Below are 22,280 nucleotides of genomic sequence, written 5' to 3' on the forward strand. Positions count from 1 at the left end.
AGGTGGGATGCCTGTCTGTTAACGCCCCTTTGGGATTGGGGGGTTCTGCTGAGCATCTATGAAACTAAATAAAACTTATATAAATATCAGAGATAAATGGTGGGGACTACCGCTCATTCTCCCTTCGATTTTACTGCCTGTTTTAAGTAGCGCAAATACTTATGCGCTTACCAGCACTGGAAATGTGGTTCTTTTTTACCTGCCGTTAGCTTTTATGCTTAGCCTGATGCTCTTTTTCGGCTGGGCAGCACTGCCGGGCATTGTGCTTGCTATCTTCTGGCGCAGATACCCGCAGACAGGGCTGTATGAAACCCTTTCTGTGACGATGCACTTTATCATTACTATCGTGCTAAGCTGGGGCGGCTATCGTGTCTTTTCCCCCCGGCGAAACAATGTTTCCCACGGCGACGCCCACCTGCTGTTTCAACGAATATTCTGGCAGGTATTTTGTTCAGCAACATTATTTCTGGTCATCTACCAGTTTGCCGCTTTTGTTGGCATGTACGAAAGTAAAGCCAGCCTGATGGGGGTAATGCCCTTTAATATCAACACGCTGATTAATTACCAGGCGTTACTGGTCGGTAACCTTGTCGGCGTGCCATTGTGCTATTTTATTATTCGTACTCTCCGTAATCCGCTGCACCTGCGGGGGTATTATCAGCAATTAAAGCTACAGATTGATAGCAAGGCCACTAAAAAAGAGATCGTTATTTGGCTGGCCGTATTGACTACACTAATGTTTATACTGTGTATGCCATTGACTGATAATAGTTCAATATTTAGTACCAACTATACGCTTTCGTTATTATTGCCGGTCATGCTGTGGGGTGCGATGCGCTATGGCTATAAGTTTATTTCAATTATCTGGGCCGTCGTGCTAATTACGTCGATTCATTATTATCAGCGTTATATGCCCTGGTATTCAGGTTATGATACGCAATTAGCGATTACCTCTTCGAGCTATCTGGTTTTTTCTTTTATTGTTAATTATATGTCTGTACTGGCCACGCGTCAGCGCGTAGTGAGTGGTCGCGCACGGCGGCTGGCCTATCTTGACCCGGTTGTACATCTTCCCAATTTACGTGCGTTAAACCGCGCGCTCCAAAATGCGCCCTGGTCTACGATCTGTTTTTTACACGTGCCGGGCCTGGAGCTATTGGGTAAAAATTATGGCGTCATGCTACGCATCCAGTATAAGCAAAAGCTCTCTCACTGGATTACGCCGATGCTGGCCTCAAATGAGTGCGTCTACCAGATGTCAGGGCACGACCTGGTGCTGCGTCTTAATACAGAGGCGCATCAGCAGCGTATTGAAGCGCTGGATAAACATATTAAGCAGTTTCGGTTTATCTGGGATGGACTGCCGCTACAGCCGCCTGTCGGCGTGAGCTACTGCTGCGTGCGTTCTCCGGTTAGCCACCTTTATCTTCTGCTGGGCGAATTAAGCACCAGTTCCGATCTTTCGTTGACGACTAACGCGCCGGAGGATTTACAGCGGCGCGGCGCAATGCACCTGCAGCGCGATTTGAAGGGCAGAATTGCGATGATGAATCGCCTGCAACAGGCGTTGGAGCACGATCATTTTTTCCTGATGGCGCAGCCTATTTTCGGTGTTCGTGGGGACGTTTACCATGAAATTTTACTGCGACTCAGGGATGACAACGGCGACGTTATCAACCCGGACAATTTTTTACCCGTGGCGCATGAGTTTGGTTTGTCTTCCGCTATCGATCTCTGGGTGATTGAAAACACGCTGCGGTTTATGGCGGCCAGCCGGGAATATATGCCCGCGCATCGTTTTGCCATTAATCTGTCGCCAACATCGGTATGCCGCGCTCGTTTCCCTGCAGAAGTTAAGCAGTTGCTTACGCAATATCAGGTTGAACCCTGGCAACTGGTTTTTGAGGTAACGGAAAGCAACTCTCTCACCAATGCTGAGCAGGCGCAGTTGACGCTGGGACAGCTACAGCAGTTTGGCTGTCAGATAGCGATTGATGATTTCGGTACTGGCTACGCCAGCTATGCGCGGCTGAAAAACGTTGACGCCGATATTCTTAAAATTGATGGCAGTTTTATTCGCAATATAGTGTCAAACAGTCTCGATTATCAGATTGTGGCTTCTATTTGTCATTTAGCGCGAATGAAAAATATGCAGGTCGTCGCGGAGTATGTCGAGAGCGAAGAAATACGAAGCGTCGTGCTCTCGTTGGGGATCGACTATCTTCAGGGATATTTAATTGGCGAGCCGCAGCTATTATCTGAGATTCAGTAAAGGCAGACGCCGCGGCGCGGCGTCTGGCTCACAATTTACGCGGCGATCTCCGGCGAGCTTTCTTCCTCAATATTGAGACGCCAGCCAGTTACAGCTTCCCAGTACTGCTGTTCTTTTTCCAGATCAAGCAGTACCAGCGCATTCTGGCTGAACCAGTCATGCGGAAAACATAACGTCCAGTGGCTGTCATCGGTCGTTAGTCGCAGCGTCGGCGGCGTAGTGGTCGCCTGCCGCTGGTTGTTCAGTAATACGCCCAGCCGAAGTAGCTGAATTAACGGCAGATACTGTTTTTTCTTAAACAGCGTAAAGCGGGGCATATCATCCAGTTTTATGGCTTTACGATGGTAACGCACCAGCGTCGCCATCATCATTTGCTGCTCCTGATTAAAGCCGGGCAAATCGCTGTGTTGCAGAATATAAGCCGAATGGCGATGTAAACCGCTGTGATTAATATTCAGTCCAACCTCATGCAGCATTGCCGCCCAGCGGAGCAACGCTTCAAGCTGCGGATGCGCCAGTTTTGGCTGCTGGGCCTGCCACTGCTCGTACATCTGCATGGTGGTTTCCAGCACGCGTCTGGCCTGTTCTCTGTCAATGTTGTATTGATTGGCCAGACTTTTTGCGGTACGGCTGCGAACATCCTGATGGCGGAAGCGGCCTTCCATTTCATACAGCACGCCTTCGCGCAACGCGCCGTCGGAAAGGCGAAGCTCGCGGATAGCCAGAGCATCAAAAACGCCGCACAGAATCGCCAGGCCCGGCACAAAGACCGCTTTTCGTTCTTCAGACAGACCCGGCAGGCTGAGCGCATTAAAGGAGCGGTGCTTCAACACTTCTGACTTCAGTTTATCGAGGCGATCCGGCGTAATGAAGCCATCTTTCTCACCCAGCGCCAGGAGAACTTCATGAGCGGCCTTAATCGTACCGGAAGCGCCCATCGCTACGTTCCAACCCTGAATACGATACTGCCAGGTTAAGGTTTCCAGTTTTTGCGCCGCCGCCATTCGGGCGCGCTGGAAGTTTTCTTTATTGATAACGCCGCCGGGAAAGTAGAGCTGCGCGAAGCTCACGCAGCCCATACGACGGCTTTCAACCAGCCTGGGTTCGAAGTTTTCGCCAATGACCAGCTCTGTTGACCCGCCGCCGATATCGATCACCAGCTTGCGGCCTTTTTCCGGCTGCGTATGTTCTACGCCCATAAAAATCAGGCGCGCTTCTTCGTTACCGGAAATAATCTCTATCGGGTAGGGAATAACCTTTTCCGCGCGTTTGAGAAAATCAGCGGCATTTTGCGCCTGACGTAACGTATGGGTGCCTACGATACAGACGCTGGAAGGGGAGAAACCTTGTAAGCGTTCAGCAAACAGCGACAGACAGCTAAGCCCCCGTTCCATGGCTTCTTCGCTGAGTTTATTATCTGCGCCCAGCCCGTCCGCCAGATGGACGCGCTGTTTTAAACGCCCGATAATCTGCATTGCGCCGTCAACCACGCGGGCAATGACCATATGAAAGCTGTTTGAGCCGAGATCGACCGCAGCGAACTCCTGCGGACGAGGGGATTTATCGTAAATTGGCATAGCGTTAGTCTGGTTGCTCGAGTGATTTGATGTAGTCATAAATTGCCAGCTGCGCCTGGACTTTACGGCGATTGCCGCGCGGTACGTAGCGGTTGCTGAGTTCTTTATCGATAAAACGCGCTTTTACCGTGTCGCTAAACAGAATGTCAATGATATCCAGGACGCGCTGTTTAAGCCGCGGGTCGAGGATAGGCGTAGCGACTTCGATACGGTAGTCAATATTACGCGTCATCCAGTCAGCTGAAGAGAGCCAAACTTGCTTATCACCGCCGTTTTCGAAAATATAAACTCGATCGTGTTCCAGATAGCGATCCACGATGCTAATCGCGCGAATATTATCGCTAATGCCTTCCAGTTGCGGAATAAGAGAACACATACCGCGTACCAGCAGATTGACCTGGACGCCCGAACCCGACGCGGCGTATAGCCTGTCGACCAACCCTTTATCAACCAGGTTGTTAAGCTTTAAGGTAATCCCTGACGGTAAGCCTTGCTGGGCATTGGCGATTTCACGATCGATCATCTCATACAGCAGACGCCGTGAGTTTTGTGGAGAAACCATCAAATAATCGAAAGTGACCGGGCGATAGGGGTTTTCAATAAAATTAAAGACCCGACGCACTTCATTGGTAATGCGCGCATCGGCGGTCAGCAGCGAATAATCGGTATACAGCCGCGCTGTTTTTTCGTTGAAGTTACCGGTGCCGATATGCGCATAACGCACCACGTCATCACCCTCTTTTCGTGAGATGAGAAAGAGTTTGGCGTGAATTTTCAGCCCGGGCGCAGAGAAAATAACATGGACGCCCGCTTCGGTTAACCGCTTGGCCCAGTGAATATTCGCCTCTTCATCGAAGCGCGCCTGCAACTCCACCACCACGGTAACTTTTTTGCCGTTATGGGCGGCATGGATCATCGAGTCAATAATGCGCGAGTCTTTCGCTACGCGATAAATATTGATTTTGATCGCCAGCACGCTTGGGTCAAACGACGCCTGACGCAGCAGTTCCAGCACATGTTCAAAGGTGTGATAAGGATAATAGAGCAGCACATCACGTTCACGAATCGCGTCGAAACCGTTACGAAACTTCTCTTTATCAAACCAAAGATGGCGTAACCGCGGTAACGGTTTATTGACCAGGTTGGCTTTACCGACATTCGGAAAATTAATAAAGTCTTTAAAATTGTGGTAGCGCCCGCCGGGTACGATTGAGTCATACCGGGAGATCGTCAGTTTTTCCCGCAGTACGTCGACCAGCGCGGCGGGCATATCGCGTTGATAGACAAAGCGCACAGGCTCAGCGGTCAGGCGCTGCTTCAGGCTGGAAGACATCAGCTCCATCAGACTGGATTCCATCTCATGCACCAGGTCATATTCGGCATCGCGGGTCATTTTCATCGAATAGGCATTAAGCGCGTCATAGTCGAAGAACCCTTTAAAAATGTCATCCAGGCAGTAGCGCAGAATATTATCCAGCAGGATCATCGGCTTGCGTCTGCGCGGTGTCTCCGGCGGCAGATTAACGAAGCGTGGGACTTTGTCGGACGGTATCTCCAGCAGCGCATAGTTGATGGTGTCGCCGCGGATAATCTCCACCGCCAGATAGGTGTAATCATCTTTTAAAAACTGAACAAGATCCGTCTCCCGGTTAATAAGAATCGGGGTAATATGCTGGCGCAAATAGTGCTTAAAATAGTGGCGCAACCAGCTTTGTTGGTTCACCGAGAGCTGACGCTCGTTGATCAGAAAGATTTGATTACGCGCCATTTCCAGCAGTAATTCGTTGTACAGGCCGTCGAACTCCTGGTCTGCTTTCAACACGCGGGACTGAATTTTGCCTAACAAATGGCGTGAATGAGAATTTGAACCCTGTTCTTCGCTGATAATAATGCGTCGTTTCAGTTCAGCGAAACGCACTTTGTAGAACTCGTCGAGGTTATTAGAATAGATTCCCAGGAACCGCATCCGCTCAATCAACGGGTTGGATTTGTCCGCCGCTTCCTGTAACACGCGTTCGTTAAATGCTAACCAGCTTAGTTCTTTCTCGATATATAGCTTTTCCTGACCCATTACTACCTATACTCCGTTTTATTCACGGGACACTGCCTGATGATTATGGCGAGCATTACGCGTTAATGTCCAACTGCGCCAGAAAAATATGACAATAAACTGATAGCATAAAGGAAGGGAAAAGAGTAGGCCGGATAGGCATTTATGCCGCCATCCGGCAAGCAGACGCAGTCCTGTTCGATGACGTATTATTCGTCAGACGCATAACCTTGCGGCGGCAGACGACGCCCGTCCAGCCAGGCGGCGTTATCGCGCATCTTTAGACGCCCCTGCGCAAACCAGCTAATCACCAGCGGATAAATCGCATGTTCCTGAGTCTGTACGCGTGCGGTGATATCATCTTCGCTGTCGCCGGCAAAAACCGGCACCTTCGCCTGGAGAATGACCGGGCCGCCGTCGAGTTCGTCTGTCACGAAATGTACCGAGGTACCGTGCTCCTCATCGCCGTTTTCCAGCGCCTGGCGATGGGTATGCAACCCCGGATATTTTGGCAGCAGGGAAGGGTGAATGTTCAGCAGACGCCCGTAGTAATGCGCGACAAACATCGGACTCAGAATACGCATAAAACCGGCCAGCACGACCACATCGGGCGCATACGCGTCTATCTTGCGAATCAACTCGCGATCGAAGGCGTCGCGGCTGTCAAACCGATCGGCAGTCAGCGCTTGCGCCGGAATGCCGGCTTCTCTGGCGCGTTCAAGGCCGAACGCGTCGGCCTTATTGCTGAATACTGCCCTGAGGGTGCCTTTAATTTTCTTCGCTTCGCAGGCATCGATAATCGCCTGTAAATTGCTTCCATTGCCGGAAATCAGCACCACAATATTCATTATTCAATAACCACACGCTGTTCGGAATCAAAGGCTTTGATGATACCGATTTTCCATGCGTTTTCACCTTTCTCGTTTAGCAGAGCAAGCGCTTTGTCCGCTTCCGGAGCGGAGAGCGCAATCACCATGCCGACGCCGCAGTTAAAGGTACGGTACATTTCATGTCGGCTGACATTACCGGCGGTTTGCAGCCAGGTAAAGATGGCGGGCCACTGCCATGACGACTCATTAATTACCGCCTGGGTATTCTCCGGCAGAACGCGCGGAATATTTTCCCAAAAGCCGCCGCCGGTGAGGTGGGCGATAGCGTGCACATCGACGTTTTCAATCAGTTCCAGAACCGATTTTACGTAGATACGGGTCGGTTCAAGCAGATGATCGGCCAGCGGCTTCCCTTCCAGCAGAGTGGTTTGTGGGTCGCAGCCGCTAACGTCAATAATTTTCCGCACCAGCGAATATCCATTCGAGTGCGGGCCGCTGGAGCCGAGCGCAATCAGCACGTCGCCTTCGGCAACCCGGGAGCCGTCGATGATTTCTGATTTTTCGACTACGCCGACGCAGAAACCCGCCACATCGTAATCTTCGCCGTGATACATGCCCGGCATTTCCGCCGTCTCGCCGCCGACCAGCGCGCAGCCGGATTGCAGGCAGCCTTCGGCAATACCGTTGATCACGCTGGCGGCGGTATCGACATCCAGTTTACCCGTGGCATAGTAATCGAGGAAAAACAGCGGTTCCGCGCCCTGAACGACCAGATCGTTTACGCACATTGCCACCAGATCAATACCGATAGCGTCGTGGCGCTTTAAGTCCATCGCCAGGCGAAGTTTGGTGCCTACGCCGTCAGTGCCGGAAACCAGTACCGGTTCACGATATTTTTGCGGCAACGCGCACAGCGCACCGAAACCGCCCAGACCGCCCATAACCTCCGGGCGGCGAGTTTTCTTCACTACGCCTTTGATTCGATCAACCAGAGCGTTACCCGCATCAATATCGACGCCGGCATCTTTATAGCTAAGAGAGGTCTTATCGGTCACTGCCTGGTTCCCCACGTTTTTTTTGCGGTAAAAGTTAAATTCGGCGCAATTCTAACAGGGAAAGCAAACGTTTGCGAGCGTGGTCTGCGCCCTGATTATCCGGGCGATTTTTTTTGCATGGTTTCGGTCGCTGCTTGAAAATTTCCCTGTTGGTAAAAAAGAAAAGGATATCCAGCACTTGGTTTACGACAGGCGGTCGGGACAGGTCATTCACCCTTAAAATTGCTAATATTCAAACGGTTGTTAGCCTTTATCGCCTGTTTCAACGTGAGTGATTTATACTCACTTTTCCGCTATCAGCGCTTTTGGTTGATCCAGGTCAAGCATACATTGTGTTGCGTCAGAGAGGAAAAGCGGTATAATCCGGCGATTTTTTTTGTGGTTGCCAGTCATCTGAGGATAGGAGAAGAGTATGAAGATCGTGGAAGTCAAACACCCACTCGTCAAACACAAGCTGGGTCTGATGCGTGAAAACGACATTAGCACTAAACGCTTTCGTGAACTCGCCTCAGAAGTAGGCAGCCTGCTGACGTATGAAGCGACAGCCGACCTGGAAACGGAAAAAGTCACCATCGAAGGCTGGAATGGCCCGGTGGAAATCGACCAGATCAAAGGTAAAAAAATTACCGTTGTGCCGATTCTGCGCGCGGGTCTGGGCATGATGGAAGGCGTTCTGGAAAATGTACCGAGCGCGCGTATCAGCGTAGTCGGGATGTACCGTAACGAAGAGACGCTTGAGCCAGTACCTTATTTCCAGAAACTGGTATCGAACATTGATGAGCGCATGGCGCTGATCGTCGACCCGATGCTGGCGACCGGCGGTTCTGTCATCGCGACCATCGACCTGCTGAAAAAAGCAGGCTGTAGCAGCATTAAGGTGCTGGTGCTGGTCGCCGCGCCGGAAGGCATTGCGGCGCTGGAAAAAGCGCACCCGGACGTTGAACTGTACACCGCCTCTATCGATCAGGGGCTTAACGAGCACGGATACATTATTCCGGGGCTTGGCGATGCCGGCGATAAGATTTTTGGTACCAAATAAGTGAATAAATAATTAAAAGCCGACTTTAAGAGTCGGCTTTTTTTTGAATAAAACCACTCATAACAAACACACTTAGAGGAAAACACTATGACGCGCCGTGCTATCGGGGTGAGTGAAAGACCGCCGCTTTTACAGACAATCCCGCTTAGTTTACAGCACCTTTTCGCCATGTTTGGCGCGACCGTGCTGGTGCCAGTTCTGTTTCATATCAATCCCGCGACGGTGCTGCTGTTTAACGGTATCGGAACGTTGCTGTATCTCTTTATCTGCAAAGGTAAAATTCCTGCCTACCTCGGATCGAGCTTTGCCTTTATTTCCCCGGTACTACTGTTGTTGCCGCTGGGTTATGAAGTGGCGCTGGGCGGTTTTATTATGTGCGGCGTGTTGTTCTGTCTGGTCTCTTTCATCGTTAAAAAAGCGGGCACCGGCTGGCTGGATGTGATGTTCCCGCCTGCGGCAATGGGCGCAATCGTTGCCGTCATCGGTCTGGAGCTGGCTGGCGTCGCGGCGGGGATGGCCGGATTGCTCCCTGCGCAAGGGCAGTCGCCGGACACGAAAACAATTATTATCTCCATGGTCACGCTGGCGGTGACGGTGTTCGGCTCCGTACTGTTTCGCGGTTTCCTGGCGATCATTCCGATTTTGATCGGCGTGCTGGCGGGCTATGCGCTGTCATTCGCGCTGGGGGTGGTCGATACCACGCCGATTGCCCAGGCGCACTGGTTTGCGCTGCCGACCTTCTATACGCCGCGTTTTGAATGGTTCGCTATCCTGACGATTCTGCCCGCGGCGTTGGTCGTGATTGCCGAGCATGTCGGTCATCTGGTGGTGACGGCGAATATCGTCAAAAAAGATTTAGTGCGCGATCCCGGTTTGCACCGCTCGATGTTCGCTAACGGATTGTCGACGATCATTTCCGGTTTCTTCGGCTCCACGCCGAATACCACCTATGGGGAAAATATTGGCGTCATGGCGATCACCCGCGTTTACAGTACCTGGGTTATCGGCGGCGCGGCGATTTTCGCCATTCTGCTTTCCTGCGTTGGCAAACTGGCGGCGGCGATTCAGATTATCCCGTTACCCGTGATGGGCGGCGTCTCGCTGCTGTTGTACGGCGTTATCGGCGCGTCGGGGATTCGCGTCTTGATCGAATCGAAAGTCGACTACAACAAAGCGCAAAACCTGATCCTCACCTCGGTGATTTTGATCATCGGCGTGAGCGGCGCGAAAGTGCATATCGGCGCGGCAGAATTGAAAGGGATGGCGCTGGCGACCATCGTCGGGATTGGCCTGAGCCTGATTTTTAAACTGATTAGCCTGTTGCGTCCGGAAGAAGTGGTACTGGAGGCAAATGATGCGGAGCCTCCGCATCAGTAACGGGTTGCCGGGCAGCGATGCTGCCCGGTTCTATCTCACGGGAATTATGTGGTAAACTCAGCGCGATTTTATGTCATCCTGGGTTGAGGTATCTCTGAACACACCGGCACAGCTCTCTTTGCCACTTTATCTTCCTGACGACGAAACTTTCGCAAGTTTCTGGCCGGGGGATAACGCCTCTCTACTGGCCGCGTTACAAAACGTGTTGCGCCAGGAACATAGTGGATATATCTACCTTTGGGCGCGTGAAGGCGCGGGCCGCAGCCATTTGCTGCACGCCGCCTGCGCTGAATTGTCGCAGCGTGGAGATGCGGTAGGCTACGTCCCGCTCGATAAACGTACCTGGTTCGTGCCGGAAGTGCTCGACGGTATGGAACACCTCTCGCTGGTGTGTATTGATAACATTGAGTGTGTCGCTGGCGATGAACTGTGGGAGATGGCGATCTTTGATCTCTATAACCGCATTCTGGAGTCCGGTAAGACGCGGTTATTGATCACCGGCGATCGTCCGCCAAGACAGTTAAATCTGGGCTTGCCCGATCTCGCTTCCCGTCTGGATTGGGGGCAAATCTATAAACTCCAGCCTCTTTCCGATGAAGACAAACTTCAGGCGCTACAGTTGCGTGCCCGGTTACGGGGGTTTGAACTGCCGGAAGATGTTGGGCGGTTTTTACTCAAACGTCTTGATCGCGAAATGCGCACGCTGTTTATGACGCTGGATCAGCTCGATCATGCGTCGATCACTGCCCAGCGAAAACTGACGATCCCGTTTGTCAAAGAGATTCTGAAACTGTAATACGCCGCGACGGCGGCGTTCAACGGTTAACCGAGGATGTCCAGCACCTGCTCAGGCGGTCGGCCAATGCGCGCCTGACCATTTGCCACCACAATGGGGCGCTCCATCAGTTTAGGGTGTTCAACCAGCGCCTGGATTAACGCCTCTTCACTCAGCTGGCTATCCGCCAGGTGAAGCGTTTTATAGAGATCTTCTTTCTGGCGCATCAGTTCGCGCGCGCTGGACATGCCCAACATACGCAGCAGTTCCCGCACGGTGGCGGCGTCGGCGGGCGTATCCAGATAAAGCACCACTTCCGGTTCCACGCCGTTAGATTTCAGTAGGTTCAGCGTGTCGCGGCTCTTCGAGCAGCGCGGGTTATGGTAGATTTTAATCGTGTCGGTCATGAGTTCTCCTTGTGACGCCATCCGGCTAATAAACGGCGATTACATTTTCGTGTATGGCTTGAAGCGTTCCTGTAACTGGCGCAGCTGGTCGATACGCGCATCGTAACGCGCCTGTTGCTGGCTACCCAGTTTTGCCTGGGCGCTGGCGCTACTGAGCAGTGAAATTGCCTGATCCAGTCGTCCCGCCAGCGCATAACTTTCAGCGCGCGCCGCCAGCTCCTGATCGCGGTTGTTCAGCGCGGCTTCGGCCTGAGCAAGCAGATCCCAGCCGTTACCGTCATCTTTATGGCTAAAGGTGTAGCGATTCAGAATGGTTTCCGCCGCTTTTGGCTGGCCTCCCTGGAGGTACGCATTGGCGAGGTTTAACTGCAGCACAGGATTAACGCGCAGATCGCGGGCATTTTTCAGGCGATTAATCGCGTCGTTGGCTCTTTTCTGCCCGAGGTCAATATCGGTGGCGAGGTCAAGATACCAGGCATTGTTCGGTTCTGCGCTTAACAGCGGCTGCAACGTTTTGCGCGCTTCATCGTACTTGCTCGCTTCCATCGCCTGCAACGCCCGGCCATATTGCGCCGCATGTTGCTGACGCACGTTGCCTTTAGACCACTGATCCAGCAGGTCGCTGGTGAGCTGGTTACGTCCGGAATTGTACATTCCCAGGGCGCGCGCTTTGGCGAAATAAAAGTCGGCGGAAGATTGCACCACGACCGGGCGCATCTGGTTGGCACGGTTGCGGGCATCCGCAAGGCGGCTTTCCGGTAAGGGGTGAGTGAGCAAAATTTCAGGCGGACGCGTGGAGTAACGCGCCTGGTCGAGCAGTTTTTCGAGGAAAGAGGGCATCGCCTGTGGGTCAAATCCGGCGCGTTGCAGTACCTGAATACCAATACGGTCGGCTTCTTGCTCATTTTGCTGGGTGAAACTTATCATTCCCTGGCGCGTTCCCGCCAGAGTACCGGTTAGCGCCGCCATACCGGCCTGTGGGCTGGCCATGGCCAGCAAAATGGAACCCAGCGCGCCCACCCAGGTAAGCGGCGCGCTGCGCTTTTGATCTTCCATCGCGCGCGCCAGGTGGCGCTGCGTCACGTGGGAGATTTCATGCGCCATGACTGAAGCTAGCTGGCTTTCGTTATCCGCGTAGCGAAAAAGCGCCGAGTGCAGCACCACATTGCCGCCAAAGAACGCGAAGGCGTTGATTTCGTCATTATTGATCAAGAAAAAATGGAAGGGCGTTTTGACGGAGTCGGCGTGCGAGACCAGACGCATACCCAGCGCGTTAATGTATTGCACCAGCAGCGGATCGTTGATTAACGGCGCGCTGCCGCGTAGCTGGCGCACATAAAAGTCGCCCATTTGCATCTCTTGTCCGATAGAAAGCGTGCTTCCTGCCGAGGTTCCCATATCGGGCAGCGTGTCGGCAGGGTCGGCAAATGCGGGCGCGACCTGACCGAGAGCCAATGCTGCAATGAGGGTTGCCACCAGGTTTTTTTTCAACTGCCTGAACATAACCTCTATCCTGTTGTTTTGAGATAGCCCTTTGACCAACGTCGTGAAATATCGTTCCACGCTCCGACACTTCATAAGTGTAACTGTGATGAGCACAGACTCACTATTTTAGTTTCCTGAATCAACGATAAAAAGCGAAGTCTTTTTTGTGACATTTCGATACAATTCGGCATCACAATCCCGCAGTTGAGTTCTGGGAAGGGTTTTATGCTCGAAATGTTAATGCAATGGTATCGCCGTCGCTTCAGCGACCCGGAGGCGATTGCCTTGCTGGTCATTCTGGTGGCTGGTTTTAGCATCCTCTTTTTCTTTAGCGGCCTGTTAGCGCCGCTGCTGGTCGCAATCGTACTGGCCTACCTGCTGGAGTGGCCGACGGCGCGCCTGCAGGCGATTGGCTGTTCCCGGCGCTGGGCAGCCTCCATTGTCCTTATCCTCTTTGTCGGCATTCTGTTATTAATGGCGTTTGTGGTGATGCCGATTGCCTGGCAGCAGGGTATTTACCTGATTCGTGATATGCCCGGTATGCTGAATAAACTGTCCGATTTCGCCGCGACCTTGCCGCGACGCTATCCGGCGCTGATGGATGCGGGCATTATTGATGCTATGGCGGAAAACATGCGTACCCGGATGCTTAACATGGGCGATTCGGTGGTGAAGTATTCGCTGGCGTCGTTAGTCGGGCTACTGACGCTGGCGGTATATCTGGTGCTGGTGCCGCTGATGGTCTTTTTCCTGGTAAAAGATAAAGAGCAGATGCTGAATGCCGTGCGCCGCGTGCTGCCGCGTAATCGCGGGCTGGCGGGGCAGGTGTGGAATGAGATGAATCAGCAGATCACCAACTATATCCGCGGAAAAGTGCTGGAGATGGTAGTGGTGGGCGTGGCGACCTGGCTGGGCTTTTTGCTGTTTGGCCTCAACTATTCGCTACTGTTGGCGGTACTGGTGGGCTTTTCGGTCCTGATCCCCTATATCGGCGCCTTTGTGGTGACAATTCCGGTGGTGGGCGTCGCGCTGTTTCAGTTTGGCCTGGGGACGGAATTCTGGAGCTGTTTTGCCGTTTATCTGATTATTCAGGCGCTGGATGGCAATTTGCTGGTACCGGTACTTTTCTCCGAAGCGGTGAATTTGCATCCGCTGGTGATTATTCTGTCAGTGGTGATTTTCGGCGGTCTGTGGGGATTCTGGGGGGTGTTTTTCGCCATTCCATTGGCGACGCTGATTAAAGCCGTTGTCCATGCCTGGCCGGATGGTCAGGTGACGGATGCCTCATCCTGAGCGGTCAGTACAAAAGTTGTAAAGCGTGAACGACATCATATGCCCTGCCGCCATTTTGCGCACGCCTGATGAGGGACAAGCGCTTAGAAAGCCGCTCTTTTTTTTAATGCCGCACCGTGTTGCGGCATTTTTATTGTCGGAACCTACAAAATTCTCGCTGTAAAGCCGCCAAAATTTGGTGACTTAGCCTAAGCATTCTTCTGAGAAATTCGTTAATAAGTGACATCATTGATGCGAGATTGTTTTTTTAATGTGAAGCGATAACGAAACAGGGAATGAGTGTGTTGAGAAAACATTACTTGAAAGGGTATACCGCGCGGCAAATTGTACAGCGAGCCATGAAAATTATTCCTTACTCGGTAAACGTCATGGATGAGCATGGCGTCATTATCGCGTCTGGCGAACCTTCGCGGCTTCGCCAGCGTCACGAAGGGGCCATTCTGGCGCTGAAGGAAAATCGTTTTGTAGAAATTGATTCCGCTACCGCCAATCAGCTTAAAGGCGTGCGATCCGGCATTAATCTTCCCATCTCTTTTCATGAACAGCTTATCGGCGTGGTCGGCATTACCGGCGAGCCGGAGGAGGTTCGCGCGTATGCCGAGCTGGTTAAAATGGCGGCGGAGCTGGTGATCGAGCATATGGTGCTGATCGAACAGCGACAATGGGATAAACGCTATCGCGAAGAGCTGATCAACCAATTGATTTTGCGAGAAAATTCAACAGAGTCGTTGCGCTCCATGGCGGCCTATCTGGGTATTGATCTGGCGGTTCCCAGAGTGGTGCTGATTATTGAACTTTCCCAGCCGGATCGCGAAGCGCTGCGCAATGTAATGGATTATTTCGAGAATCACGCGCGTAACCATTTGGTGACGTTTACCGAATTTAATGAATTAATCATTATTAAGCCTATCACGTTAAAAGAGGGAAAGTGGAATACCCGCCAGGAAATGGGCGAATTGCAGATTTTTAAATCATGGGCTGCATCATCGGGCTTTAGCCGTATTTTGGTTGGGGGCTATTTTGCCGGCGAGACGGGATTGCACCGATCTTTGCTCACAGCGAGAGCCACGCAGGCGATGGCGAAAAGACAAAAGCTGCGCAGCCAGTACATTTTTTATCATGACCACGCGCTTCCCGCGCTGCTAAGCGGGCTGTCTGAAAGTTGGCAAGTGCAGGAGTTATCGCGTCTGTGGCTGCAACTGGCGCAACATGACGCGAAAGGCGTATTGCAACAGACGCTGCGGACTTGGTTTGAACATAATTGTGACCTGACGCAAACGGCCAAAGCATTGCATATTCATGTGAATACATTGCGCTATCGCTTACAGCGCTGTGAGGATATTACGCACATAAAAATCAACGAGTTAAAAAGTACGCTTTGGCTTTATATCGGTATGGAGCTTCAGGCCGAATCTGTACCGTCCGACAAGTTACCGCTGCCTGGTCGAATCGAAATTTGTTGAAAGCTCCAGCGGATTTTTAGGCGGTTTTTTCCATACTGCGCGCTCCATGTTAAAGGAGGCGCAGTATATGACGTCGATATCCACCCTGGGAGCCATTGCCGCATTGGTTGTGGCCATCGTATTAATTTTAAGAAAAGTGTCGCCAGCCTACGGCATGATGGCGGGCGCGCTGGTCGGCGGTTTGATTGGCGGCGCCGATCTTCTGCAAACCGTGTCGCTGATGGTGTCAGGCGCGCAGGGCATCGTTAATGCCGTATTGCGTATTCTGGCCGCAGGCGTACTGGCGGGCGTATTAATTGAGTCCGGGGCGGCGAATACGATTGCTGAGACGATTGTCCGCAAAGTGGGGGAAACCCGGGCGTTATTGGCATTAGCCATTGCCACACTATGTCTGACCGCCGTCGGCGTATTTATTGATGTGGCGGTGATTACCGTCGCGCCGATTGCGCTGTCGATTGCGCGTAATGCAGGCCTGTCAAAAAGCGCTATTCTGCTGGCGATGGTCGGCGGCGGCAAAGCGGGTAACGTGATGTCACCCAACCCGAACGCTATTGCCGCCTCCGATGCGTTTCATGTTCCTCTTACCTCTATTATGCTGGCGGGCGTGGTTCCGGACATCGTTGGGCTTATTATCGCCTATCTGTTAGCGAAACGGCTGAATAATAAAGGCGCGGGCGTCGCCGATCATGAAGTGACTCACCATGATGACTCCGTCGCCAGACCCGGTTTTCTGGTGGCGATTAGCGCGCCGCTGGTCGCTATTTTCCTGCTTTCTCTCCGTCCGTTTGCCGGCATTTCCATTGACCCGTTAATTGCCCTGCCCGTAGGGGGATTGGTCGGTCTGCTGTTGATGGGACGCGCGCGCCACTGTAACCAGTACATGGTCGCTGGTCTGATGCGTATGGCGCCTGTCGCTATTATGTTGCTGGGAACCGGTACGCTGGCCGGCATTATCGCTAATTCCGAACTTAAAGATGTCCTGATTCATGGCCTCACCGCTTCGGGATTGCCATCCTGGCTGCTGGCGCCCGTGTCTGGCGCCATGATGTCAATGGCGACGGCCTCAACCACGGCGGGAACGGCGGTGGCGTCTGGCGTTTTCTCTCCCACGTTACTTGAACTTGGCGTTTCCGCCCTGGCGGGAGCCGCTATGATCCATGCGGGCGCCACGGTGCTGGACCATCTGCCGCACGGCAGCTTTTTCCACGCGACGGGCGGCAGCGTCAATATGCAAATTCATGAACGTTTAAAGCTAATGCCGTATGAAACGCTGGTGGGGTTAGCCATTACCTTTATTTCTACTCTGATGTTCGGTTTCTTTGGTTTTGCAGGATAATCCCTATGAAAATTGTTATTGCTCCTGATTCATTTAAAGAAAGTTTGTCCGCAATGGCGGTCGCTGAGGCGATAGAAAAGGGGTTCCGCGAAATTTATCCTGACGCCGACTACGTTAAAGTGCCCATGGCGGATGGCGGGGAAGGAACCGTACAATCAATGGTGGAGGCCAGCGGCGGGCGTTATATTGACCAGTGGGTACAAGGCCCGCTAGGGCAACCGGTGGCCGCGCGCTGGGGAATGCTGGGCGATAGCGATACCGCCGTGATTGAAATGGCGGCGGCATCCGGGCTGCATCACGTTTCGCCTGAATTGCGCAACCCGCTTAATACCACCAGCTACGGCACCGGCGAGTTAATCGTCGCGGCGCTGGAGCGTGGCGTAAAGCGTATTATTCTGGGAATTGGCGGCAGCGCGACGAATGACGGCGGCGCGGGGATGATGCAGGCGCTTGGCGTTATATTGCGCGATAAACAGGGGCGCTCGCTTTCTCCGGGCGGCGAGGCGCTGGCGGCGCTGGCCTCTATCGATCTGTCCGGTTGTCACCCATTGCTGCGTAAGGTATCGATAACCGTGGCGTGCGATGTCAACAATCCTCTGTGTGGTCCCCAGGGCGCATCGGCCATTTTTGGCCCACAAAAAGGGGCGACAGCGGAAATGGTGAACACCCTGGACGCGGCGCTGGAAAACTGGGGCCGACATATTTATCAGGCTACGGGGCGTGAGGTGATTAATGCTCCCGGCGCGGGCGCGGCAGGTGGAATGGGCGCCGCGCTTTTAGGATTGCTCAATGCGGAATTACGCGCCGGCGTAGAGATTGTCGTGGAAACGCTACAGCTTGAGCAGGCGGTTAAAGATGCCGATCTGGTGATTACCGGAGAAGGGCGGCTGGACAGCCAAAGTATTTGCGGCAAGACGCCGATTGGCGTCGCCAGAGTGGCGAAGCGGTATCATAAACCGGTTATCGCGCTCGCCGGTGGGCTGCAACACGATCATCACGTTGTGTATCAACAGGGTATCGATGCAGCGCTGTCGATTTTGTCGCATATCGTTACGCTGCCGGAAGCCTTACACGAGGCGGAATATAACCTGAGCCTGTCGGCGCGCAATGTGGCGGCGATATGGCGTCTGGCGCGGCAAGCCTGACGGCGCATTCCCTTTCCAGGCCGCACATCAGCGCGGCCTGAGGCTTTTACGCGTTTTCTTTCAGCCAGTTCAGCACCACATCATGGTGATTGCTGGTTTTAAAATCATTAAAGACGTGTTCAATCTTACCATCAGCGTCAATCAAAAAGCTGATGCGGTGAATGCCGTCATACGTTTTGCCCATAAACGACTTTTCGCCCCAGACGCCGAACTGTTCACACACCTGATGGTTTTCATCGGACAAAAGGGTAAAGTTCAGCAGCTCTTTTTCAGCGAAACGGGAGAGTTTTTCAGGTTTATCGGTGCTGATGCCCAGCACGTCCACGCCTGCTTTTTTGAGCTCGTCCATGTTATCGCGTAAGCCGCAGGCCTGCACGGTACAGCCGGGTGTCATGGCTTTTGGGTAGAAATAAACCAGAACGCGCTGTCCCTGGAAGTCGGTCAAATTTACTTGTTCCCCGTCTTGATCCGGCAAGCTAAATTTCGGTGCGATATCACCGGCTTTCAGTGGATTCATTACTTAACTCCATCCTGTTCATCATGTTGTGAGTAATTGACGACGTTTATACTGCCTTGCGCATTGAGTTCTGTACATAGTGCTTTAAAGGCTTGCTCAATATTTGCGGAATTTTGCGACGCCGGGCTATGTGCGGTGATTTGAATAAATAATTGCGCAGCTTTATCACCTTCAGCCGGCTGCGTGCGGGAGACCAGCTCCGCAATATTCATTTCATGACTATTAAACAGCGCGGTGAATCGCTCAATTAAATGCGGGGAGTCGGCGACCTCAACCTGAACCCATACCGTCGCGGGCATTGCCGGGCGGGGGCGGTCGGACGTCCGTTTCATCACAATCAGCAGATCCAGCTCCGCGCCTTTTAACGGCAATGTCGATTCAATCAAGGTAATCGCGTTCCACGTGCCGGACAACAGCATAATAAACGTGAATTCATCGCCCAGCATCGCCAGTCGGCTGTCTTCGATATTACAGCCGCAACTGCTGACATGGCGAGTAATGGTATTCACAATACCGGGCCTGTCGGCGCCCAGCGCAGTGATAACCAAATAGTGTTGTGATGACGGTGTCAAACCAGTTATTCCTTTGAGCGGTGAGGTAATCTTAAGGAAACCATAAAAAAAACCTGCATACAACAATCAGAACGGCTTTGGTCGCTTGCTTTTATTGCCATACCAAACGTACCATTGAGGGACTTGTTTGCACAGAGGATGGCCCATGTTCACGGGAAGTATTGTCGCGCTTGTTACGCCGATGGATGAGAAAGGTAACGTCAGTAGGTCTTGCCTGAAAAAACTCATTGATTATCATGTCGCCAACGGTACCTCGGCGATTGTTTCGGTTGGCACTACCGGCGAGTCTGCCACGCTAAGCCATGATGAACATGGCGATGTCGTGATGATGACGCTGGAACTGGCTGACGGACGTATTCCGGTTATCGCCGGCACGGGCGCAAACGCGACCGCGGAAGCGATTAGCCTGACGCAGCGTTTTAACGATAGCGGCATTGTTGGCTGCCTGACGGTAACGCCGTACTACAATCGCCCCACGCAGGAAGGTTTGTTCCAGCATTTCAAAGCCATCGCGGAACACACTGACTTGCCGCAAATTCTGTATAATGTGCCGTCCCGTACCGGTTGCGACATGTTGCCGGAAACCGTGGGTCGTCTGGCGGAAATAAAAAATATTATCGCTATCAAAGAGGCGACAGGGAACTTAACCCGCGTTCACCAGATCAAAGAGCTGGTTTCAGACGATTTTATTCTGCTTAGCGGTGATGACGCGTCTGCGCTGGACTTTATGCAACTGGGTGGTCATGGCGTGATTTCCGTTACGGCTAACGTAGCGGCGCGCGATATGGCTGACATGTGCAAACTGGCGGCGGAAGGGCAATTTGCCGAGGCGCGCGCTATCAACCAGCGTCTGATGCCGTTACACAACAAACTATTTGTCGAACCCAATCCTATCCCGGTGAAATGGGCATGTAAGGCATTGGGTCTTGTGGCGACCGACACGCTGCGCCTGCCAATGACGCCTATCACAGACCATGGTCGTGACATCGTCAAAGCAGCGCTTCAGCATGCTGGCCTGCTGTAAAGTTTAGGGAGATTTGATGGCTTACTCAGTACAAAAGTCGCGCCTGGCGAAGGTTGCGGGTGTTTCGCTTGTTTTGCTGCTCGCTGCCTGTAGTTCCGATTCGCGCTACAAGCGCCAGGTAAGCGGCGATGAATCCTATCTGGATGCCGCGCCGCTTGCTGAACTTCACGCCCCGGCAGGAATGATCCTGCCGATAATGACCGGCGACTACGTTATTCCGGTCACGAAGGGGAGCGGCGCGGTTGGTAAGGCGTTGGATATCCGTCCGCCAGCGCAGCCGTTAGCGTTAGTGAGCGGCGCGCGTACCCAGTTCTCTGGCGATACCGCTACGCTATTGGTGGAAAATGGTCGTAGCAGCACGCTGTGGCCGCAAGTCGTCAGCGTGATTCAGGCGAAAAATTATCCGATTGAAAAACGTGACGATGCCAGCCAGACCCTGACGACCGATTGGGTGAACTGGAACCGCCTGGATGAAGACGAACAGTATCGTGGACGTTATCAAATCTCGGTGAAGCCGCAGGGCTATCAGCAGGCGGTAACGGTAAAACTGGTTAATCTGGAACAGGCTGGCAAGCCGGTCGCTGACGCGGCGTCGCTGCAGCGCTATAGCACGGAAATGATGAACGTCATTTCCGCCGGTCTGGATAAGACCGCTACGGATGCGGCAAATGCCGCGCAGAACCGTTCCGCCGCAACGATGGATGTGCAGAGCGCCGCTGATGATACCGGTTTACCTATGCTGGTCGTTCGCGGTCCGTTCAACCTCGTGTGGCAACGCCTCCCGGCCGCGCTGGAAAAAGTGGGCATGAAAGTCACCGACAGCACTCGCTCTCAGGGCAGCATGGCGGTAACGTACAAACCGTTGTCTGACAGCGACTGGCGGGATCTGGGCGCTAGCGACCCGGGCCTGGCATCCGGAGACTATAAATTGCAGGTCGGCGATTTAGATAACCGCAGCAGCTTGCAGTTTATCGATCCTAAGGGGCATACTCTGACGCAAAGCCAGAACGACGCGCTGGTTGCCGTCTTCCAGGCAGCGTTCAACAAGTAATTTAACAGGGCTGGAGTAATCCGGCCCTTTTTTCTGATAAGATACGCAAACGTGTGCGTCGGTACAAAAACGCGATTTAACCGCTATTTCGCACCACAATTACAGGCCGACGTCTCCGGCAGGCGTAGCAGGAAATGAATACTTATCGTTAATTCACACCCAGGAGTGTTAAAGATGCAAAAGCAAGCTGAGTTGTATCGTGGTAAAGCGAAAACCGTATACAGCACGGAAAACCCGGACCTGTTGGTGCTCGAATTCCGCAATGATACGTCAGCAGGGGATGGCGCGCGCATTGAACAGTTTGATCGCAAGGGCATGGTAAATAACAAATTCAACCATTTCATTATGACCAAACTGGCCGAGGCGGGCATCCCGACCCAGATGGAACGTTTGCTGTCTGATACCGAGTGTCTGGTGAAGAAGCTGGAGATGGTGCCGGTTGAATGTGTGGTGCGCAACCGTGCGGCAGGGTCGCTGGTCAAGCGTCTGGGCGTGGAAGAAGGCATGGAGCTTAACCCGCCGATCTTCGATCTGTTCCTGAAAAACGACGCGCTGCACGACCCGATGGTGAATAGTTCCTACTGTGAAACGTTCGGTTGGGTAAGTCAGGAAAATCTGGCGCGTATGAAAGAGCTAACCTACAAAGCCAACGACGTACTGAAAAAACTGTTTGATGACGCGGGTCTTATCCTGGTGGATTTCAAACTGGAGTTTGGCCTGTATAAAGGCGAAGTGGTGCTGGGCGATGAGTTTTCGCCGGACGGCAGCCGCCTGTGGGATAAAGAGACGCTGGACAAAATGGACAAAGACCGCTTCCGCCAGAGTCTGGGCGGTCTGATTGAAGCCTATGAAGCCGTCGCGCATCGCCTGGGCGTGAAATTAGATTAATTCCGCTTCTGACCGGGGGGCAACCGCTCTCCGGTATCATCCTTTCCTCATTCTGATAGCGTTTACCTGTGGTAATCCTGCGCCTGACCGCCTACGATCATCTGTATAACAAAGAGAGAATGAG

Annotated in this window: 19 protein-coding genes; 11 read left to right on the forward strand and 8 right to left on the reverse strand. The window is 52.8% G+C overall.

What is annotated here, in order from left to right:
• Positions 1-58 precede the first annotated feature (58 nt).
• Positions 59-2,272, forward strand: coding sequence for a sensor domain-containing phosphodiesterase (locus tag J1G48_RS06090; RefSeq protein ID WP_000773647.1), 2,214 nt, complete (start codon positions 59-61; stop codon positions 2,270-2,272).
• A gap of 35 nt (positions 2,273-2,307) precedes the next feature.
• Here J1G48_RS06090 and ppx read toward each other — a convergent pair whose 3' ends face one another.
• The 4 genes from ppx to purM form a co-directional block, all read right to left on the reverse strand.
• On the reverse strand, positions 2,308-3,849 hold the full coding sequence (gene ppx / locus J1G48_RS06095; protein ID WP_001123326.1) for an exopolyphosphatase: 1,542 nt from the start codon (positions 3,847-3,849) through the stop codon (positions 2,308-2,310).
• Between the two features lie 4 nt (positions 3,850-3,853).
• On the reverse strand, positions 3,854-5,920 hold the full coding sequence (ppk1, locus tag J1G48_RS06100; protein WP_000529555.1) for a polyphosphate kinase 1: 2,067 nt from the start codon (positions 5,918-5,920) through the stop codon (positions 3,854-3,856).
• A 188-nt stretch (positions 5,921-6,108) separates the two neighbouring features.
• Entirely contained in the window at positions 6,109-6,747 is a 639-nt protein-coding gene (purN, locus tag J1G48_RS06105) for a phosphoribosylglycinamide formyltransferase (RefSeq protein WP_001028590.1), read from the reverse strand.
• Positions 6,747-7,784: a phosphoribosylformylglycinamidine cyclo-ligase gene (purM, locus tag J1G48_RS06110; RefSeq protein ID WP_000130476.1), complete on the reverse strand. Its 1,038-nt coding sequence runs from the start codon at positions 7,782-7,784 to the stop codon at positions 6,747-6,749. The genes purN and purM overlap by 1 nt, the downstream gene beginning before the upstream one ends.
• Positions 7,785-8,196: 412 nt before the next feature.
• On the opposite strand from purM, the gene upp reads away from it, so the two are divergent.
• The 3 genes from upp (at position 8,197) to J1G48_RS06125 (ending at position 10,996) form a co-directional block, all read left to right on the forward strand.
• Entirely contained in the window at positions 8,197-8,823 is a 627-nt protein-coding gene (upp, locus tag J1G48_RS06115) for a uracil phosphoribosyltransferase (protein WP_000706208.1), read from the forward strand.
• Between the two features lie 87 nt (positions 8,824-8,910).
• Complete coding sequence (gene uraA, locus J1G48_RS06120) at positions 8,911-10,200, forward strand: uracil permease (protein ID WP_000198339.1); 1,290 nt, start codon at positions 8,911-8,913, stop codon at positions 10,198-10,200.
• A gap of 94 nt (positions 10,201-10,294) precedes the next feature.
• Complete coding sequence (locus J1G48_RS06125) at positions 10,295-10,996, forward strand: DnaA inactivator Hda (protein WP_061835882.1); 702 nt, start codon at positions 10,295-10,297, stop codon at positions 10,994-10,996.
• A gap of 26 nt (positions 10,997-11,022) precedes the next feature.
• Here J1G48_RS06125 and arsC read toward each other — a convergent pair whose 3' ends face one another.
• Entirely contained in the window at positions 11,023-11,382 is a 360-nt protein-coding gene (gene arsC / locus J1G48_RS06130; RefSeq protein WP_000132650.1) for an arsenate reductase (glutaredoxin), read from the reverse strand.
• A gap of 39 nt (positions 11,383-11,421) precedes the next feature.
• Positions 11,422-12,885, reverse strand: coding sequence for a beta-barrel assembly-enhancing protease (gene bepA / locus J1G48_RS06135; RefSeq protein WP_000489630.1), 1,464 nt, complete (start codon positions 12,883-12,885; stop codon positions 11,422-11,424).
• Between the two features lie 207 nt (positions 12,886-13,092).
• Here bepA and J1G48_RS06140 point away from each other — a divergent pair, with 207 nt between their 5' ends.
• From J1G48_RS06140 to J1G48_RS06155, 4 genes are all read left to right on the forward strand, one after another.
• Entirely contained in the window at positions 13,093-14,160 is a 1,068-nt protein-coding gene (locus J1G48_RS06140; RefSeq protein ID WP_000892056.1) for an AI-2E family transporter, read from the forward strand.
• Positions 14,161-14,435: 275 nt separating this feature from the next.
• On the forward strand, positions 14,436-15,623 hold the full coding sequence (locus J1G48_RS06145; protein ID WP_001574769.1) for a sugar diacid recognition domain-containing protein: 1,188 nt from the start codon (positions 14,436-14,438) through the stop codon (positions 15,621-15,623).
• Between the two features lie 67 nt (positions 15,624-15,690).
• The gene (locus J1G48_RS06150; RefSeq protein ID WP_000200854.1) at positions 15,691-16,959 is read left to right on the forward strand and encodes an SLC13 family permease; all 1,269 of its coding nucleotides are present in this window, start codon (positions 15,691-15,693) and stop codon (positions 16,957-16,959) included.
• Positions 16,960-16,964: 5 nt separating this feature from the next.
• Complete coding sequence (locus J1G48_RS06155; RefSeq protein ID WP_000706370.1) at positions 16,965-18,104, forward strand: glycerate kinase; 1,140 nt, start codon at positions 16,965-16,967, stop codon at positions 18,102-18,104.
• A gap of 46 nt (positions 18,105-18,150) precedes the next feature.
• Here J1G48_RS06155 and bcp read toward each other — a convergent pair whose 3' ends face one another.
• Positions 18,151-18,621 (reverse strand): thioredoxin-dependent thiol peroxidase, encoded by a 471-nt coding sequence (gene bcp / locus J1G48_RS06160; protein WP_001068686.1) that lies wholly within the window; start codon positions 18,619-18,621, stop codon positions 18,151-18,153.
• A complete protein-coding gene (locus J1G48_RS06165; protein WP_000189061.1) occupies positions 18,621-19,193 on the reverse strand; it encodes a glycine cleavage system transcriptional repressor in 573 nt (190 codons plus the stop codon). Before J1G48_RS06165 ends, bcp begins: the two co-directional genes overlap by 1 nt.
• A 145-nt stretch (positions 19,194-19,338) precedes the next feature.
• Between J1G48_RS06165 and dapA the strand changes: the two genes are divergently transcribed.
• The 3 genes from dapA (at position 19,339) to purC (ending at position 22,156) form a co-directional block, all read left to right on the forward strand.
• Positions 19,339-20,217: a 4-hydroxy-tetrahydrodipicolinate synthase gene (dapA, locus tag J1G48_RS06170; RefSeq protein WP_000494019.1), complete on the forward strand. Its 879-nt coding sequence runs from the start codon at positions 19,339-19,341 to the stop codon at positions 20,215-20,217.
• 16 nt (positions 20,218-20,233) lie between these two features.
• Entirely contained in the window at positions 20,234-21,268 is a 1,035-nt protein-coding gene (gene bamC, locus J1G48_RS06175) for an outer membrane protein assembly factor BamC (RefSeq protein ID WP_000331869.1), read from the forward strand.
• Positions 21,269-21,442: 174 nt separating this feature from the next.
• Positions 21,443-22,156, forward strand: coding sequence for a phosphoribosylaminoimidazolesuccinocarboxamide synthase (purC, locus tag J1G48_RS06180; RefSeq protein ID WP_001171630.1), 714 nt, complete (start codon positions 21,443-21,445; stop codon positions 22,154-22,156).
• Positions 22,157-22,280: the final 124 nt, after the last annotated feature.

Source organism: Salmonella sp. SAL-020 (assembly GCF_017372215.1).
Classification (GTDB): Bacteria; Pseudomonadota; Gammaproteobacteria; order Enterobacterales; family Enterobacteriaceae; genus Salmonella; species Salmonella enterica.